This is a genomic window from Leptospira fainei serovar Hurstbridge str. BUT 6, from assembly GCF_000306235.2.
GTDB lineage: Bacteria > Spirochaetota > Leptospiria > Leptospirales > Leptospiraceae > Leptospira_B > Leptospira_B fainei.
Genome location: NZ_AKWZ02000001.1, coordinates 289823 through 304681, shown reverse-complemented (window position 1 = coordinate 304681; position 14859 = coordinate 289823). Strand labels below are relative to the sequence as shown.

The following is a 14859-nucleotide window of genomic DNA, read 5'->3' as shown; positions in this document are numbered from 1 at the left end:
CCTCCTTTTTTTTATTTCTCCAATAAGGCTTGTAAGCATCTTCGAATCCGTATTCGTCGTATTAACGCTAAATAGGCGGGCGACTCGCTAAGCTAAATGTTTATTCAGTCAACTTACAATCCTTCGAAACATAGATTGATCACTTCCTCCAAAGCTTTAGGTCAATTTTTTACGCCGCCCTCTTTGGCTAAAATAATGGTTGAGTGGACTTCCGGAGCAAAATCGAAATTCGAAGCTAAGTCTCCCTTTCGAGTCTTGGATCCTGCTGCGGGCAAAGGGATTTTTTTTTCCATGACCGATTGCTCGGCTTATACCGAATTCCACGGCTGGGAGATTGATCCGATTTTATTTAGAGAGTGTCAGCAAATTCTTGACAAAAGTGGAGCGGAAGGCGGTTCAAAGTTTTTAACTTTAGGCGATTTCTTAACTGCAAAAGTGGATTTTCTTTACGATGCGATCTTGTGTAATCCGCCTTATAAACGGCTCAATCATTCGAAGCTTGGAAACGATCTGCTCAAAACATTCAAAAAACAAGTGGGAGTTTCAATTCCTGGTACAGCGAACTTATACGTTTTTTTTCTTTTGAGAATTCTTTCCCTACTTAAGGAAGGGGGAAGAGGAGCGGTGCTCCTTCCTTACGAATTCCTAAACGCCGGATATGGAATCCCCGTTAAACGTGCGCTTCTCGAATCGGATTCGCTTAGAAGAATACTTTTCTTGGATTCATCCTGGTCTTTGTTTTCAGGAGCGGTAACATCCTCCTGTATACTGTTTTTAGAAAAATTAAAACCGGAATCGTCCGGATTTTTATGGTCGCGTGTTCCTTCATCCTCCCTTAATAGCGAAGGAACATCCATCGAAAGCATAGAATGGAGAAAGGTAGTGTTAAATGCCGGAGATAAATGGACTCGATTACTTCGGAAAGATAAGGATAATATTTATAAAATAAAAAGTGATGCGAAAATATCGTCTAACAATAATTATGTGAGTATGGCGAAGAGTTCCCAACTTGATAGGGTTTCAATTCTTGAGTTCGGAAAATTTCGCAGAGGAATCGCGACAGGGGATAACGGATTTTTCCTACTTTCCGAAAAAGAAGTTTTAAATTTACAGATACCGCCTGAATTTCTTCGTTCTTCCATCCCAAAGGCCCAATACGCCCTTTCTCCTTTCTTTACCGGTGATGACTGGAATGTACTTCGATCGGGAGGAGCTAAGGTTTGGCTTTTGGACGCCAAGGAAGTCCGAAGTATAGACAATCATAAAGGAATTAAGAAATATCTAGAGGAAGGAATTAAACGGGGAGTTCCCAATCGTTTTCTTCCTTCTCGAAGACGGCCCTGGCATTCGCAGGAAAGTAGGGAACCTGCCAGGATTTTAGCGACTTCCTTTCATCGCGAGGATATTCGATTCGTGTTGAACTCAAGTCCCGCGGTCAATCTTACGTGTTTTCACGGTTTCACCGCAAAGCCCGGATACCAGGAGTATGAGGATCTTCTGTTTGCGTATTTAATCACGCCGCACGCTCATAAAGAATTGGAGTCCAGAACCAGGGAATATGCGCAAGGTTTGAGAAAAGTGGAACCGGGAGATTTGAATTCCTTGATCGTACCGGATTTCAGAAAGCTTCAAGAACTGGAAAAAGAGAAAATCGGCTCTCTCTTAGCCAAATACAGGGGGCTACTTCATCCATGGACTCCGGGAAGGCGTAGAAAACCTGAGCAAATAGTCGGAAAGAACCCGGCCGAAAGGCAGTTGCTCGTGTCCATTGAGGAATTTTTCTTTTTATAATTGAGATCGAAATTCCAATCCGGAGAGATCGACTTTCGGAAATCACTTTAAATTTTTATAAAGTTTATCCAATAACCGGACTAATTCTTTTTTTTCCGGTTCCGAAAATCCTTTGTATAATCCTGACAGTAGGGATCTGGAGATGCCGAGCATAATCGGTCGTATGGAGTAGGCTTTCTTTGTAAGCTGCAGATTCACTACTCTCTGATCCCCGTTATCCCGTGCCCGCTCAACGTATCCTAGATCCTCCAACTTATCCACCAGCGCCGTTAAAGTCGATTTATCCCTATCGATCATTTTGGCGATTTCTTGCATCGGAACTTTCTTAGACATCGCCAAGGCAAAAAGTATGTCGGCGTGAGTGGTGGATAATTGTCCTAGACCTTTTTCCTTGAGTTCCCGATTTAAGTGTCGATGAAATTCGTCTCGTATACGCGAAATTAGGTAAATTATTGTTCGGGGATTCATTTATATTTTTCTATCTTCAAGGCTGCGGAACTTAAGGACGTTTTCGCTTAAGCGAATTGGTATAGGTAAATGACTTCTCCGATCGCGGCCGGTTTGGGCGCGCCTTCCACTTCGAAGCTGAGTTTTAGGGTCATTCTTGCCGTTCCCCGGAGATCTTTTAATTCGATAAGTTCCGCGCGGAGCTTGAGTTTAGAACCGACTTTTACCGGGTCCAGGAATCGGAGCTTTTCCATTCCGTAATTGATTCCCATCTTGATATTTTTCAGTTCTAAAATCTGGGAAAGTAGGTAGGGGGCCATAGAAAGAGTCAGATAACCGTGCGCTATGGTCGTCCCAAAGGGAGATTCTTTGGCTGCACGAGCCGGGTCCGTATGGATCCATTGATGGTCGAGGGTAGCTTCGGCAAACTTATTAATCTGTTCCTGAGTGATTTCATGAGGAGCGGAAACTCCAAGCTCCTTTCCGACATAGGCTTCGAGTTCCGCAAAACTAGATAAAACGAGTTTGGCCATCGTGACTTCCTCCATCCGCTCGCGCTGGATTTTATTGAAACTGGCGGAAGTAGATGGTTTTGTCACCAACTTTTTAGATCAAAAACAGAACGGTCGTTACGTCGGTTACACTTTGTTTGCCGGGCTATCTTCGAATTTTCGATGCACTCGATACATCAGGTAGAAGCAGAGGCAGATCAATCCTTCCATCGCCAATATATCCGGGCGAAAAATATATTCCATTTTACTAACCTTCCGACAAAAAGAATCGGCCTCTTTCATCTCGGGGATGTGAAGAAGGGAATACAAATCCGTAAAAAAATTATCCCCGGACCGACGAATATCGAACCGGAAGAAGATTGCTTTTTCGATCCGCCTCGACGGAGGTCGGAGAATAAATCTCAAAAAAAGTGGATGAGAATTTCGATTTGTCGGTTTGCCTCGTATTTAAGCAAACGCCTGCGAGACTCGTCGTTAGATTTTCTTTTCCGGGTTTTCGGACTTTTTCGTATTTGCGTTCTTTTCGGTAATTATGTTTCAAAAGGATTGACAGTTGGCCCCTCGCAGGTTCCGATAGAAGTAGGATAGATATGGGAAGCTCGCCCGAACATTTAGGCCCCCTCCTGATACAATTCCTTCTCGGAGTAGGATTCTCCGCCCTTATCCTCGGCCTCGCGTTTCTCTTAAACCCCAAGAAAAAATCCAAGCCCCATGATACTTTCGAATGCGGAGTCCCGTATTACGGCGATGCCAAAGGTTTGTTTAATATTAAGTTTTATCTGGTAGCAGTCCTGTTTATACTCTTCGACATAGAAGCGGTATTTCTTTTTCCATATGCCGTAAACTTAAAAGCCTTTAAGGAAGCCGGTCTCGGTCCGTTTCTATTAGCGGAGATGTTCGTCTTTATTTTTATTTTAGTCGTCGGTTTATATTATATACGTAGGAAGGGGGCGTTAGAATGGGATTGAACGATCAACTCAATCAGCCCGGTCAGATGTACGGCGATATGGTCCAGGTCGCCAGTGCGGATACGATTATCAACTGGGGTAGAAGCTACTCTCTTTGGCCTTATCCGTTTGCGACTGCATGTTGCGGAATCGAGTATATGAGTACTTCTTGCTCCGATTATGACATTGCAAGATTTGGGGCTGAGCGTCCCTCGTTTTCGCCTAGACAAGCGGATATGATTCTTGTCTTAGGAACGATTACGTACAAAATGGCTCCTGTTCTTCGCGAGATTTACGATCAACTTTCGGAGCCGAAGTTTGTGATCAGCTACGGAGCCTGCGCTTCTTCCGGAGGAATGTTTCACGCCTATTCCGTTCTGCAGGGGATCGATCGGATTCTCCCGGTTGATCTGTATGTCCCCGGATGTCCTCCTAGACCGGAGGCCCTTCTGGATGCGGTGATTAAGCTTCAAGAAAAGGTCAAAACCCAGGGCTTGGAAGCTAGACGTCAGGAAGTGATGAGTAAAATTCGGGAGATCAATGAAAGAAACAAACCTTTGGTCGTCCGATGAAAGAAACGATAGATCGCTTCCTCAAAGACAAATTTCCCCAATACGTCTATAAGGAAGAAGAGGTTATCTCCAACCTCCCTGTATTCTTCCTAAAAGCAGAAGGAATTGTTCCGGTCTTTTCCGCGCTAAAGAACGCGCCCGGAATCGAACTGAATTATTTAAACGACTTAACCGCAATCGATTGGTTAGGAAAGAAAGAACCTAGATTCGAAGTTTGCTATCTTCTGCGGTCCGGAAATAAATCCTCCGCTCGAGTCCAATTCAAAGTTCCTCTTTCTGAAGGCGAGGGAGTTCCTAGTATCGTGCCTATTTTCAAAGGCGCGAACTGGCCGGAACGGGAAGTTTACGATCTTTTTGGAATCCCGTTTCATAACCATCCTCAGTTGGAACGACTGATTATGCCGGACAATTTCCAAGGACATCCTTTGCGGAAAGATTTTCCGTTGGAGGGATTTGGCCAAGACTATTTGATCGAAGACCTGCTGACGATTCACATCGAAGATGATATGGAGGCAGGATGACGATCATGTATGAAAAGACGGCCGAACATTTCGGCTCCAAATTCAAGCATCTGCCGGAAGGTCATTTGCTGGTGAACCTTGGACCTTCGCATCCGGCTACCCATGGGATCCTCCAGAATGTCATTCAACTCGACGGCGAACGCGTTGTGGACGTGGAATCCGTTATCGGATACGTACATCGCAGTTTTGAAAAACTGGGCGAGAAATATACCTACAATCAGTTTCTAGTATGTACGGACAGGATGAACTACGTCTCGACTCCGCTAAACAATATCGGCTGGATTCTCACCGTAGAAAAGATGATGGGGATTCAGGTTCCGGATAAGGTAGTGTACGTCCGGATGATCGTATCCGAATTGTCCAGAATCATGGATCATATCATCTGTAACGGGATCCTGGGCGTGGATCTAGGCGCCTTCTCGGGTATGCTGCATTTGTTTCACCACCGTGAAAATATCTATCAGGTTTTGGAAAAACTGACCGGAGCTAGGCTGACGACAACCTTCTGCCGAGTCGGCGGACTGGAGAAGGATATTTATCCTGAATTTGCCGCCGAAGTTCGGACCATCTGCAAGGGACTCAAACCGGCGATCGAAGAGTTTCAGAGTTTATTAGTAAATAATAGAATCTTTATGGATCGCACTGTCGGAATCGGAGGTATTTCCGCCGAAGACGCGATTGCATACGGATATTCCGGTCCCAATTTGAGGGCCGCAGGAGTTCCTTGGGATATCCGTAAAGACGATCCGTATATGTTCTATGATAAGGTCGACTTCGACGTTCCGATCGGAGAGGATGGATCCGTTTTTCATCGGACTTTGGTTAGAATGGAAGAAATGCGTCAATCCATTCGAATCATAGAACAGTTAGTGGAGGGAATTCCCGATGGGCCACATCATGCGGATCTTCCTCATATCTATTTACCCGAGAAAGATAAAGTATATCATAATATGGAAGAGTTGATCTATCATTTCAAACTCATTATGCACGGTATTAAGGTTCCTCCCGGAGAATATTATCAGGCTACGGAAGCAGCCAACGGGGAGCTGGGTTTTTATATCGTTTCGGAAGGGGAAAAATCCCCTTGGCGAGTCCACGTTCGTCGACCTTGCTTTTGGTTTTATCAATCCTTTCCCGAATTGGTGAAGGGCGGCTTACTCGCGGATACTATTGCCACAATGAGTTCGCTTAACGTTATTGCAGGGGAGCTAGATTGCTAATGCCTTATCAGTTTTCCCAGGAATCCGAAAAAAGATTCGGTAAATTATTGGAGATGTTTCCGGATAAGCGAAGTGTGATTCTTCCAGGGTTATATCTGCTTCAAAAGGAAAAAGGATACGTGGATCGGGAAGGGATGGAATATCTTGCGGAGAAAATCGGAGCGCCGATCTCTTTAGCTCAAGTTTATGGAGTTGCGACCTTTTATACTCTCTATAATAAAAAACCCGTCGGAAAGTTTCATATTCAAATCTGCGGCACGTCAAGCTGTTATATACGCGGAAACGACGCGATAGAGAAACATATCTGCTCTAAGCTGGGAGTCAAGTTAGGCCAAACCACTTCGGATAAAAAGTTCACTGTGGAAGAGGTTGAATGTCTCGGAGCTTGCGGTTATGCGCCGATGGTGCAGATCAACGAAGCATATTACGAAAATTTAACTCTCGAAAAAGTAGACGAACTTCTTCAGAGTCTTGGTTAAGGAGGATCGATATGGCCGAAATGAGAATTCTCACCAAATATATAGATGATCCTCGATCCAACGAGCTTGAATTTTACGAGTCAGTCCACGGATACGATGGAATGAAGAAGGCCCTCCAGCTAAAGCCGGAAGAGATCGTGGATATCGTTAAGAAATCCGGTCTCCGTGGACGGGGTGGAGCGGGTTTTCCCACCGGTATGAAGTGGTCGTTCATTCCTAAAGATATTCCTAAACCGAAATATATAATTTGCAATGCGGACGAAGGCGAACCTGGCACCTTTAAGGACCGGAAGTTGATTGAAAAACTTCCGCACCAGATCATCGAAGGAATGGTCATAGGCGCGAAAGCTATCGGCGCTAATAAAGGATTCTTTTATATTCGCGGAGAGTTTAATAAAGGCATCGATTCCATGCAGAAGGCCATAGACGAAGCCTATGCAAAAGGATACTTAGGAAAAAACATACTCGGTAGCGGATTCGATTTCGATTTAGTTCTGTATGCCGGCGCCGGCGCCTATATTTGCGGAGAGGAAACCGCTCTCATCAATTCTTTGGAAGGGCGTAGGGGACATCCGCGATTGAAGCCGCCCTTTCCGGCGGTATCCGGATTATATCGATGCCCGACTGTCGTAAATAATGTGGAAACGTTTTCCACCGTTCCTCATATCATAGATAAGGGGGCGGATTGGTATTCCAAAATCGGAACTGAAAAATCGCCGGGGACCCGGCTCTTTTCCGTTTCCGGACATGTTAAGAAACCCGGAGTTTACGAAATCGTGTTAGGAACGCCGTTGATGGATTTGATCAACGATCTATGCGGCGGAATGTTGGACGACAAACCTCTAAAAGCGGTAATTCCTGGCGGATCCTCCGTGCCTATTTTGACTGCGGAAGAATGCAAAACGGCGAATATGGATTTTGAATCCATGGCGGCTCATAAAACTATGCTCGGTTCGGGCGCTGTCATCGTAATCGGTGAAGGAACGGATCTCGTCGAAACCACCTATCGATTCGCAAGGTTTTATGCGCATGAATCGTGCGGACAATGTACTCCTTGCCGCGAAGGAACTCATTGGGTCCGGGATCTTTTGGATAAAATTCGAAAAGGAAACGGGACCAGCGAGGACTTGGAATTGATTCTTTCTCTTTCTAAAAATATGGAAGGTGGAACCACCATTTGTCCTCTTTCCGACGCTTGCGTAGGTGCAGTCAGACCTACGATTCAGAAGTTCCGTCACGAGTTCGAGGCAAGGCTTAAGGAGAAGACCCCCGTTCCTTCTCCTGCCGCATCAGGAGTATAAATTAAAATGGATTGGAACCAGATTCTTTTTTGGTTACTGAAAAGTGCGCTCTTTTTCGGCGTGTTTATCACTGCCTGCGCATACTATACGCTGGCTGAAAGGAAAGTGGCAGGCTATATTCAGGACCGAAAAGGACCGAATCGTGCCGGTCCGTTCGGACTTTTCCAGCCTCTTGCGGACGGGATCAAATTCCTTACGAAGGAAGAAATTTTTCCGAAGAATGTAAATAAGGTAATGTATCTGATTGCTCCGGCAATTTCGATGACTTGTGCGATTATGGCGTGGTCCGTGGTTCCCTTAGGCGGGATTTTACCTTTACCTAGTTGGGTGACTGAGAAAACCGGTTTAAGCGTTTTAGATTTGCAAATCGCCAATCCCGATACTGGGATTCTTTTTCTATTTGCCATCTCAAGTCTTTCGGTCTACGGGATTATTCTCGCTGGATGGTCCAGCAATAATAAGTATTCTTTAATCGGCGGAATTCGTTCGACCGCTCAAATGATCAGTTATGAACTTCCGTTAGGCATGTCGGTAGCGGCCATCGTCATTTTAACCGGTTCATTACGATTAACTGATATTAATGATGCGCAGATCGGGCAATGGAATATCTTCAAACTTCCGGGATTTATAGCATTTTCCATTTTTGTGGTAGCGATGTTCGCCGAAACGAATCGGCTACCTTTCGACTTGGCCGAAGCCGAGTCCGAACTGGTTGTGGGATTTCATACGGAATACGGGGCTTTTAAATTCGCGCTATTCTTCATCGCGGAATATATGAATATGATCACGATGAGTTGCGTCGTGACTCTTCTGTTCTTCGGAGGGTATAATGTTCCGTTCGGCGTTTTGGCAGACTCATCGTTTCACGCGTTGTTTGGGCTTGGACTCTTTGCGATAAAGGTACTTTTTTTTGCCTTCCTTTTCATGTGGGTTCGTTGGACTCTGCCCAGGTTTAGATACGACCAACTCATGACGATCGGTTGGAAGACGATGATTCCCTGGGCCGTAGCCAATATCGTAGTCGCTAGCGCTTACGTAGGCACGGATGGATTTTGGAAATGGTAGGAATCTTCGATAATCCTCAATTGCTGTTGTTTTTTATTTTCTCCGGAATTATCATTGCGGGGGCGCTAGGCGTCGTATTTCATCCGAATCCGATCACCTCGGCGATCTTGTTGGTTCTCGCGTTCTTTGCGTTAAGCGGAATATATGCCGTTCTTGGTTCGGTCTTTGTGGCGACGATGCAGGTGTTCGTCTACGCAGGCGCGATTATGGTATTGGTCGTTTTCGTCCTAATGCTTTTATCTCTACACGACGAAGGCATCGCCAAACTTTGGACTCATCCCTTAAAGAAAGGCATTCTTTTGTTTTTTGTGGCCCTACTCGGAGTCGTACTAATCAATTCCGTACGGGAAGGAATTCCGAATACTCAATCTTCCTCCCACGGATATTCAAAAAACGGAAATTACGAATTTGATATAACTCAGAAGGGAGCGACAAAAGCCACGAAAGTGGAGGGAAATACCGCGGTAGTCGGAACGTCTATGTTCTTAGATTACCTTCTTCCTTTCGAAGTTTTGTCCATTTTACTTCTCGCAGCCGTGCTAGGCGCCGTTATCTTAGGAAAGAAGAATTTAGGGAAAAAACCCGAGGAAGGCGAAAGATGAATCCGGCCATACTTAATCCGACAATCTCGGGAATCCCTGTGGAATATATTTTAATTTTGGCCTGCGTCGTTTTTACGATCGGAGTTGCCGGAGTGCTTTTTAGAAGAAGCGCAGTGGTAATTTTCATGTCCATCGAACTCATTTTAAATTCGGTAAATTTGGTATTCGTAACGTTCTCTAAAGCCTTATATCAAGTTCAAGGAGAAGTGGTGGTATTTTTCGTAATGGCTATCGCGGCCGCGGAAGCCGCAATCGGTTTGGCTCTCGTAGTCGCGATTCAGCGTAAGAAAAAAACCAGCTTTGTTGACGAAATGAACTTAATGAAATGGTGATTAATATGGCCTGGGATATTTGGATACCGGTCCTTGTACTTTTACCGTTAATCGGATCCGTCATAAATGCTCTTTTTGGCAGAGTTCTTAAAGGAAACTGGCCCGGCATGCTCGGGACTCTCTGCTCATTTGCAGCCTTTTGCGTCGGACTTTATGCGTTTCTTGCGTTTAAACCATTGGAACGTCAGGTTCCCGAGATTGTTTCATTTTTTCATTGGCTGGACGTAGGCGGGTTTAACGTAGAGGTCGCTTATCAAATCGATCAACTTTCCCTGTTTATGGTTTTGATCATAACCGGAATAGGAAGTCTTATCCATCTTTACTCGATCGGTTATATGAAAGGGAATCCGAGTAACGGCCGATTCTTCTCCTATTTGAATTTATTCGTTTTCTCCATGTTGCATTTGGTATTGGCCGAGAATCTTGTGGTTTTGTTTTTCGGTTGGGAAGGAGTCGGACTCTGCTCCTACTTACTGATAGGATTCGATACTCATAAAGAGACTGCTGCAAACGCAGGTATTAAGGCTTTTATTACGAACCGAATCGCCGATCTTGCGATGGTTATCGGGATTGCATTGACGTATTGGTATACGGGAACCTTATCGTTTACTCAGATCGCGTCCATACTTCCCGAGCTTCGAGGATTTCAACACGTCTTGCCTATCGTAACGACTTGCTACTTCATAGGAGCTATGGGTAAGTCCGCTCAATTCCCGTTTCACGTTTGGTTGCCCGATGCAATGGCCGGACCAACTCCCGTATCGGCATTGATACATGCCGCTACTATGGTCACTGCGGGAATTTTTCTGATCGCAAGATTGAATTTTCTCTTCATTCTTACCCCGCAAGTCGGACTTTGGATCACCGTCATCGGCACGTTTACCGCATTTTTTGCGGCTACGATCGGAATTTTTCAAAACGATATTAAGAAAGTTTTGGCCTACTCTACGGTGTCCCAACTCGGGTATATGTTCGTTGCGATGGGAGTCGGCGCTTATGTAGCAGGATTGTTCCATCTACTAACCCATGCATTCTTTAAAGCGTTGCTGTTTCTCGGCTCCGGATCGGTGATCCATTCCCTGAACGACGAGCAGGATCTGCGGAGAATGGGTGGATTGAAAACGCAGATGAAAGTGACTTGGTTCACTTTTTTATTGGGAACGCTTGCGATTTCCGGAATTCCGCCGTTTAGCGGATTCTTCTCCAAAGATCTAATATTAGAAAAAGCGTATTTTTTCCATCCTCTCTTTTTCGGATTGGGAGTTATTACCGCCTTATTAACGACGTTTTATATGTTTCGCTTAACATTTCTTGCGTTTACGGGATCTTCCAGAATCTCCCCGAGTGTTCACCCGCATGAATCCCCTTGGACGATTACGCTTCCGCTAATCTTGTTAGCCGTCGGAGCCGCTTTCAGCGGATTTCTTTTCGTTCCGGAATCGTTAGGTGGAGTCGATCTTCTGGAACGCTACTTCCAACCGATTTTTGCCTTAGGGAAAGAATATTCGCAAACTGCGATCCGTCATTCTGCAAGCGTGCACCATTTAAGTCCGAGTGCGGAATTGACATTAGCTTTATTGTCCTTAGGAGCGGTCGGAATCGGTTTAGGATTGGCTTGGAATTTTTATTCTCGCAAAGAAGAAGTTCCTCCATCCGAAGAGGAGTATACCGGTTGGAGGAAATTGATCGCTAAGAAATATTATATCGACGAGTTCTTTTCGAACGCTGTTGTCGGACCTATTTTATTCTTTTCGGAATTCTTTTCTACGATCGTCGAAAAGCAATTCATAGATAAGATATTAGTCAATACAGGCCGGCTTTCTTCCGGTATTTCCCTGGTGCTTAGGCGTTTGCAGACCGGAACGGTCGTTGATTATGCTTTTATGATCATCCTCGGTACTATTTTGATTCTATCCTTGTTCCTTTGGAGGGGATTGTAAGTGCCCCAATATTATCTCTCAATTCTTCTCTTTTTACCCGTATTAGGAATTCCGATCTTATTTTTTTCCAATCGTGACGGTTGGATTCGATCCGTCGCATCTCTTATTACGTTTTCCGTTTTTGGAATGACAGTCCCGTTGTTTCTCGAATTCGTTCAAGGGGACAGTGGACCGCAATTCGCACATCGAATTCGCAATTTCTTGGATTTAGGTTCGGGCGGGCTTGACTATTATGTAGCGATCGACGGCTTTTCTTTGCTTCTGATTGCGATGTCGGCTATCCTATTTTTCTTATCGTCGTTGTCGGCAGTTTCCAACGTAAAGCATCGAGTTAGAGAATTCTTCGTTCTCCTTTTGCTTGTCGAGACGGGAGTGCTAGGCGTTTTTCTTTCATTCAATTTGGTTCAGTTTTACGTATTTTGGGAATGGATGGTGCTCCCGTTCGCATTAATGGTCGGCATTTGGGGAGAATCGGGCCGTATCCGAGCTTCGATGAAATATTTGGTATTCTCGTTTACCGGTTCCGTCTTCATGCTTGCCAGTATTCTCGTCCTTTATCATTATTCCTCCACGCTCGATCTGGAAGAATTGGCAGTATTGCCTTTATCTAATATTCCTTCCGAGCTTCGTTTTTGGCTTTTTATCGGATTCAGTTTTGCGTTTGCGATTAAGGTCCCGTTGTTTCCGTTTCACACTTGGATGCCGGACGTACACGAAGAAGCTCCAACGGTGGGTTCCGTGGATTTGGCGGGAATTTTACTTAAGATCGGATTGTTCGCGTATGTTCGCGTTGCAATTCCGATTTTCCCGCAAGTGTTCTTGGAATATCGGGATTTCTTCGCAGGCTTAGCGGTCTCCGGAATCGTCTACGGTGCGGTCGTTGCTTTAACGCAGACCAATAGCAAGAGACTCGTAGCGTTTTCCTCCCTTTCTCATATGGGATTTTGCATCTTGGGAATTCTGACCCTAACCGAAGAAGGAGTTTCCGGCGGAATGTTGCAAATGGTGAATCACGGATTCACTTCGGGCCTTCTGTTTTTTATATTAGGAATGTTGCATGAACGAACCGGCACAAATAATTTAACGGACTATTCGGGTATCGCGAAGATCGCACCGTCCTTGGCGGCCTTTATCGGATTGGCAGCGTTTGCAAGCGCCGGTCTTCCCGGAACGAACGGGTTCGTAGGCGAGTTTTTGATCTTAATCGGGACATTCAAATATCATATTCTCTACGGTATTTTAGCCGGTACCGCTATCATATTCGCAGCAGGATATATGTTGTTCTTCGCAAAATCGTTACTTTTCGGAGAACCGAATCAAACTGCCGCGAATCTGCTTCCGTTGAATCTTCGGGAAAAATTTATTCTGACGGTTACTGCCGGATTTATTTTGATAATGGGTGTTTTTCCGAATCCGTTTTTAAAATTTATAACGCCTAGCGCTCGGGTAGTATTAAATAGCGCAGGTGAGGAAGCTTTAAAAGAGAGAGCTTTTTCCGAAAAAGAAGGATCTTTGCGACAAGTGGAACGTAAATATAAGGATTATCGATCACTCGGAAATACTGTTTCGAGTTACGAGGAAAGAATTCCCGTTTCAAAAGGAACGGGGATACCGGGGTCTCGCCGCTCCGCGAAGGAGAAAGAAGAATGAGTCTGATTCCAGGCGTGAACGACTTACTTTCCATTCTACCGATATTGATTCTTTCGGGAGGCGGAGTTTTATTATTAATTCTTCAATTTGCATTTCAAGGAGCCGAATTTAGGGTCGTTCGGTTTGCCTGCGGGCTTGTGCTTATTGGCTCATTCCTCGCGTTGCTCCATACTCAATTCGAATATCCGGGTCCTGGAATGTATTTTGGCGAACATTACGAAGTGACCTCTTTAGGTTTCTGGTTCGGAGCGCTTTATTTAGTTATGGCCTTCGGAACGGTATTGGCGTCTCCGAGATCATTACAACAGCATAATATGCAATTTCCGGAATTCTATCCCTTGCTATTATTTTCGACTGCCGGTATGTTCTTGATGACGGACGGACGGGATACTGTCACTATCTTTACCGGATTGGAATTGATGAGTCTTTCTCTATATGTTTTGGTAGGCATGGCAAGAAGCGACGAGTATTCGTTGGAAGCAAGTCTCAAGTATTTCTTACTCGGGAGTTTTTCCTCAGGATTCTTTTTAATGGGAATGGCTTTCTTATTCGGCGGTTCCGGAAGTACGAGCCTATCCGAAAGTTTAAAACCGTTGGCGATGAGCGGCTTCGATGCAAATTTTACTAAGATAGGATTACTTCTCTTATTAACGGGTATCGCATTTAAGATCGCACTTTTCCCGTATCATTCATGGACGCCGGATGCATACGAAGGCGCGTTGACTCCTGTAACCGGATTCATGGCTACGGCTTCAAAGACCGCATCAATGGGGCTCTTAATAATCGTTTTTTCTCATATGCCGATGCCTGTATTTTCCAGCGAATGGGCATGGATTACCGGAATACTGGCTCTTCTTTCCATGACTTACGGAAATTTTATAGCTCTAAAACAGGAAAATTTAAAACGATTACTCGCGTATTCCTCCATAGCTCACGCCGGTTACGTGGTTGCGGGGATTAGTCTCGGAGTTCGGGAAGAGGCGATTTTCTATTTGATTATCTACTCCTTCATGAGTCTGGGGGCGTTTGCAATTATAGCGTACTTAGAGCAAGGCCGTCGACAGGTAACTTTTGCCTCCATTCAATCTCTGGCGATTACCCATCCCTGGTCCGCCTTTGCATTGTTTCTATTCTTTCTTTCTTTAGCGGGTATTCCGCCTTTGGGAGGATTTTGGGCTAAGCTATTCTTATTCCAAAAAATTGCGGAACAAGGGAACGATCTGGCGCGACTGTTATTGATCGGCGGTATAGCAAATTCGGCCTTAGCTCTTTACTATTATGCGAAGGTCGGAATTTCCTCGTATATGAGTTCCGAAACGGGGGAGATTTCCAAGGATGAAAAAGTAAGGCCGAGCTACGGAGTCGTCGTCGTTTCCGGTTTGTGTCTTGTTTTTATTCTTATCGGTTGGTACTTTTTACAACCTAAAGACTTGATTAATATAACTCTCGAGCCGAGATCGGAGTCTATTCAAAAATAAGA

At 44.9% G+C, this 14859-nt stretch carries 15 protein-coding genes; 13 read left to right on the top strand and 2 right to left on the bottom strand.

The window, feature by feature from the left end; all coding sequences use genetic code 11:
• Positions 1 to 96: 96 nt before the first annotated feature.
• Positions 97 to 1791: an HsdM family class I SAM-dependent methyltransferase gene (locus tag LEP1GSC058_RS01270; protein WP_084680319.1), complete on the top strand. Its 1695-nt coding sequence runs from the start codon at positions 97 to 99 to the stop codon at positions 1789 to 1791.
• A 42-nt stretch (positions 1792 to 1833) separates the two neighbouring features.
• Here LEP1GSC058_RS01270 and LEP1GSC058_RS01265 read toward each other — a convergent pair whose 3' ends face one another.
• Both LEP1GSC058_RS01265 and LEP1GSC058_RS01260 read right to left on the bottom strand, forming a co-directional pair.
• Positions 1834 to 2259, bottom strand: coding sequence for a MarR family winged helix-turn-helix transcriptional regulator (locus LEP1GSC058_RS01265; protein WP_016547744.1), 426 nt, complete (start codon positions 2257 to 2259; stop codon positions 1834 to 1836).
• A 47-nt stretch (positions 2260 to 2306) separates the two neighbouring features.
• A complete protein-coding gene (locus LEP1GSC058_RS01260) occupies positions 2307 to 2771 on the bottom strand; it encodes a MaoC family dehydratase (protein WP_010568903.1) in 465 nt (154 codons plus the stop codon).
• A 569-nt stretch (positions 2772 to 3340) separates the two neighbouring features.
• Here LEP1GSC058_RS01260 and LEP1GSC058_RS01250 point away from each other — a divergent pair.
• The 12 genes from LEP1GSC058_RS01250 to LEP1GSC058_RS01195 are packed head-to-tail and all read left to right on the top strand — an operon-like array spanning position 3341 to position 14857.
• Positions 3341 to 3718 carry an NADH-quinone oxidoreductase subunit A gene (locus tag LEP1GSC058_RS01250; RefSeq protein WP_016547598.1) on the top strand — a complete coding sequence of 126 codons (378 nt, stop codon included), beginning with the start codon at positions 3341 to 3343 and terminating at the stop codon, positions 3716 to 3718.
• The gene (locus LEP1GSC058_RS01245) at positions 3709 to 4269 is read left to right on the top strand and encodes an NADH-quinone oxidoreductase subunit B (protein ID WP_016547502.1); all 561 of its coding nucleotides are present in this window, start codon (positions 3709 to 3711) and stop codon (positions 4267 to 4269) included. Before LEP1GSC058_RS01250 ends, LEP1GSC058_RS01245 begins: the two co-directional genes overlap by 10 nt.
• On the top strand, positions 4266 to 4790 hold the full coding sequence (locus LEP1GSC058_RS01240; RefSeq protein WP_016547541.1) for an NADH-quinone oxidoreductase subunit C: 525 nt from the start codon (positions 4266 to 4268) through the stop codon (positions 4788 to 4790). Before LEP1GSC058_RS01245 ends, LEP1GSC058_RS01240 begins: the two co-directional genes overlap by 4 nt.
• A gap of 5 nt (positions 4791 to 4795) precedes the next feature.
• Positions 4796 to 6010 (top strand): NADH-quinone oxidoreductase subunit D, encoded by a 1215-nt coding sequence (locus LEP1GSC058_RS01235; protein ID WP_039947866.1) that lies wholly within the window; start codon positions 4796 to 4798, stop codon positions 6008 to 6010.
• Entirely contained in the window at positions 6010 to 6489 is a 480-nt protein-coding gene (locus LEP1GSC058_RS01230; RefSeq protein ID WP_016547635.1) for an NADH-quinone oxidoreductase subunit NuoE family protein, read from the top strand. Before LEP1GSC058_RS01235 ends, LEP1GSC058_RS01230 begins: the two co-directional genes overlap by 1 nt.
• 11 nt (positions 6490 to 6500) lie before the next feature.
• Positions 6501 to 7790 (top strand): NADH-quinone oxidoreductase subunit NuoF, encoded by a 1290-nt coding sequence (gene nuoF / locus LEP1GSC058_RS01225; protein WP_016547608.1) that lies wholly within the window; start codon positions 6501 to 6503, stop codon positions 7788 to 7790.
• A 6-nt stretch (positions 7791 to 7796) separates the two neighbouring features.
• Positions 7797 to 8855 carry an NADH-quinone oxidoreductase subunit NuoH gene (gene nuoH, locus LEP1GSC058_RS01220; protein ID WP_016547764.1) on the top strand — a complete coding sequence of 353 codons (1059 nt, stop codon included), beginning with the start codon at positions 7797 to 7799 and terminating at the stop codon, positions 8853 to 8855.
• Complete coding sequence (locus LEP1GSC058_RS01215; protein WP_016547647.1) at positions 8849 to 9457, top strand: NADH-quinone oxidoreductase subunit J; 609 nt, start codon at positions 8849 to 8851, stop codon at positions 9455 to 9457. Before nuoH ends, LEP1GSC058_RS01215 begins: the two co-directional genes overlap by 7 nt.
• A complete protein-coding gene (nuoK, locus tag LEP1GSC058_RS01210) occupies positions 9454 to 9789 on the top strand; it encodes an NADH-quinone oxidoreductase subunit NuoK (protein ID WP_016547568.1) in 336 nt (111 codons plus the stop codon). The genes LEP1GSC058_RS01215 and nuoK overlap by 4 nt, the downstream gene beginning before the upstream one ends.
• 5 nt (positions 9790 to 9794) lie before the next feature.
• Complete coding sequence (gene nuoL, locus LEP1GSC058_RS01205) at positions 9795 to 11729, top strand: NADH-quinone oxidoreductase subunit L (RefSeq protein ID WP_016547731.1); 1935 nt, start codon at positions 9795 to 9797, stop codon at positions 11727 to 11729.
• A complete protein-coding gene (locus LEP1GSC058_RS01200) occupies positions 11730 to 13379 on the top strand; it encodes a complex I subunit 4 family protein (RefSeq protein WP_016547754.1) in 1650 nt (549 codons plus the stop codon).
• Positions 13376 to 14857, top strand: coding sequence for an NADH-quinone oxidoreductase subunit N (locus LEP1GSC058_RS01195; protein WP_016547640.1), 1482 nt, complete (start codon positions 13376 to 13378; stop codon positions 14855 to 14857). The genes LEP1GSC058_RS01200 and LEP1GSC058_RS01195 overlap by 4 nt, the downstream gene beginning before the upstream one ends.
• The last annotated feature ends 2 nt before the right edge of the window (positions 14858 to 14859 follow it).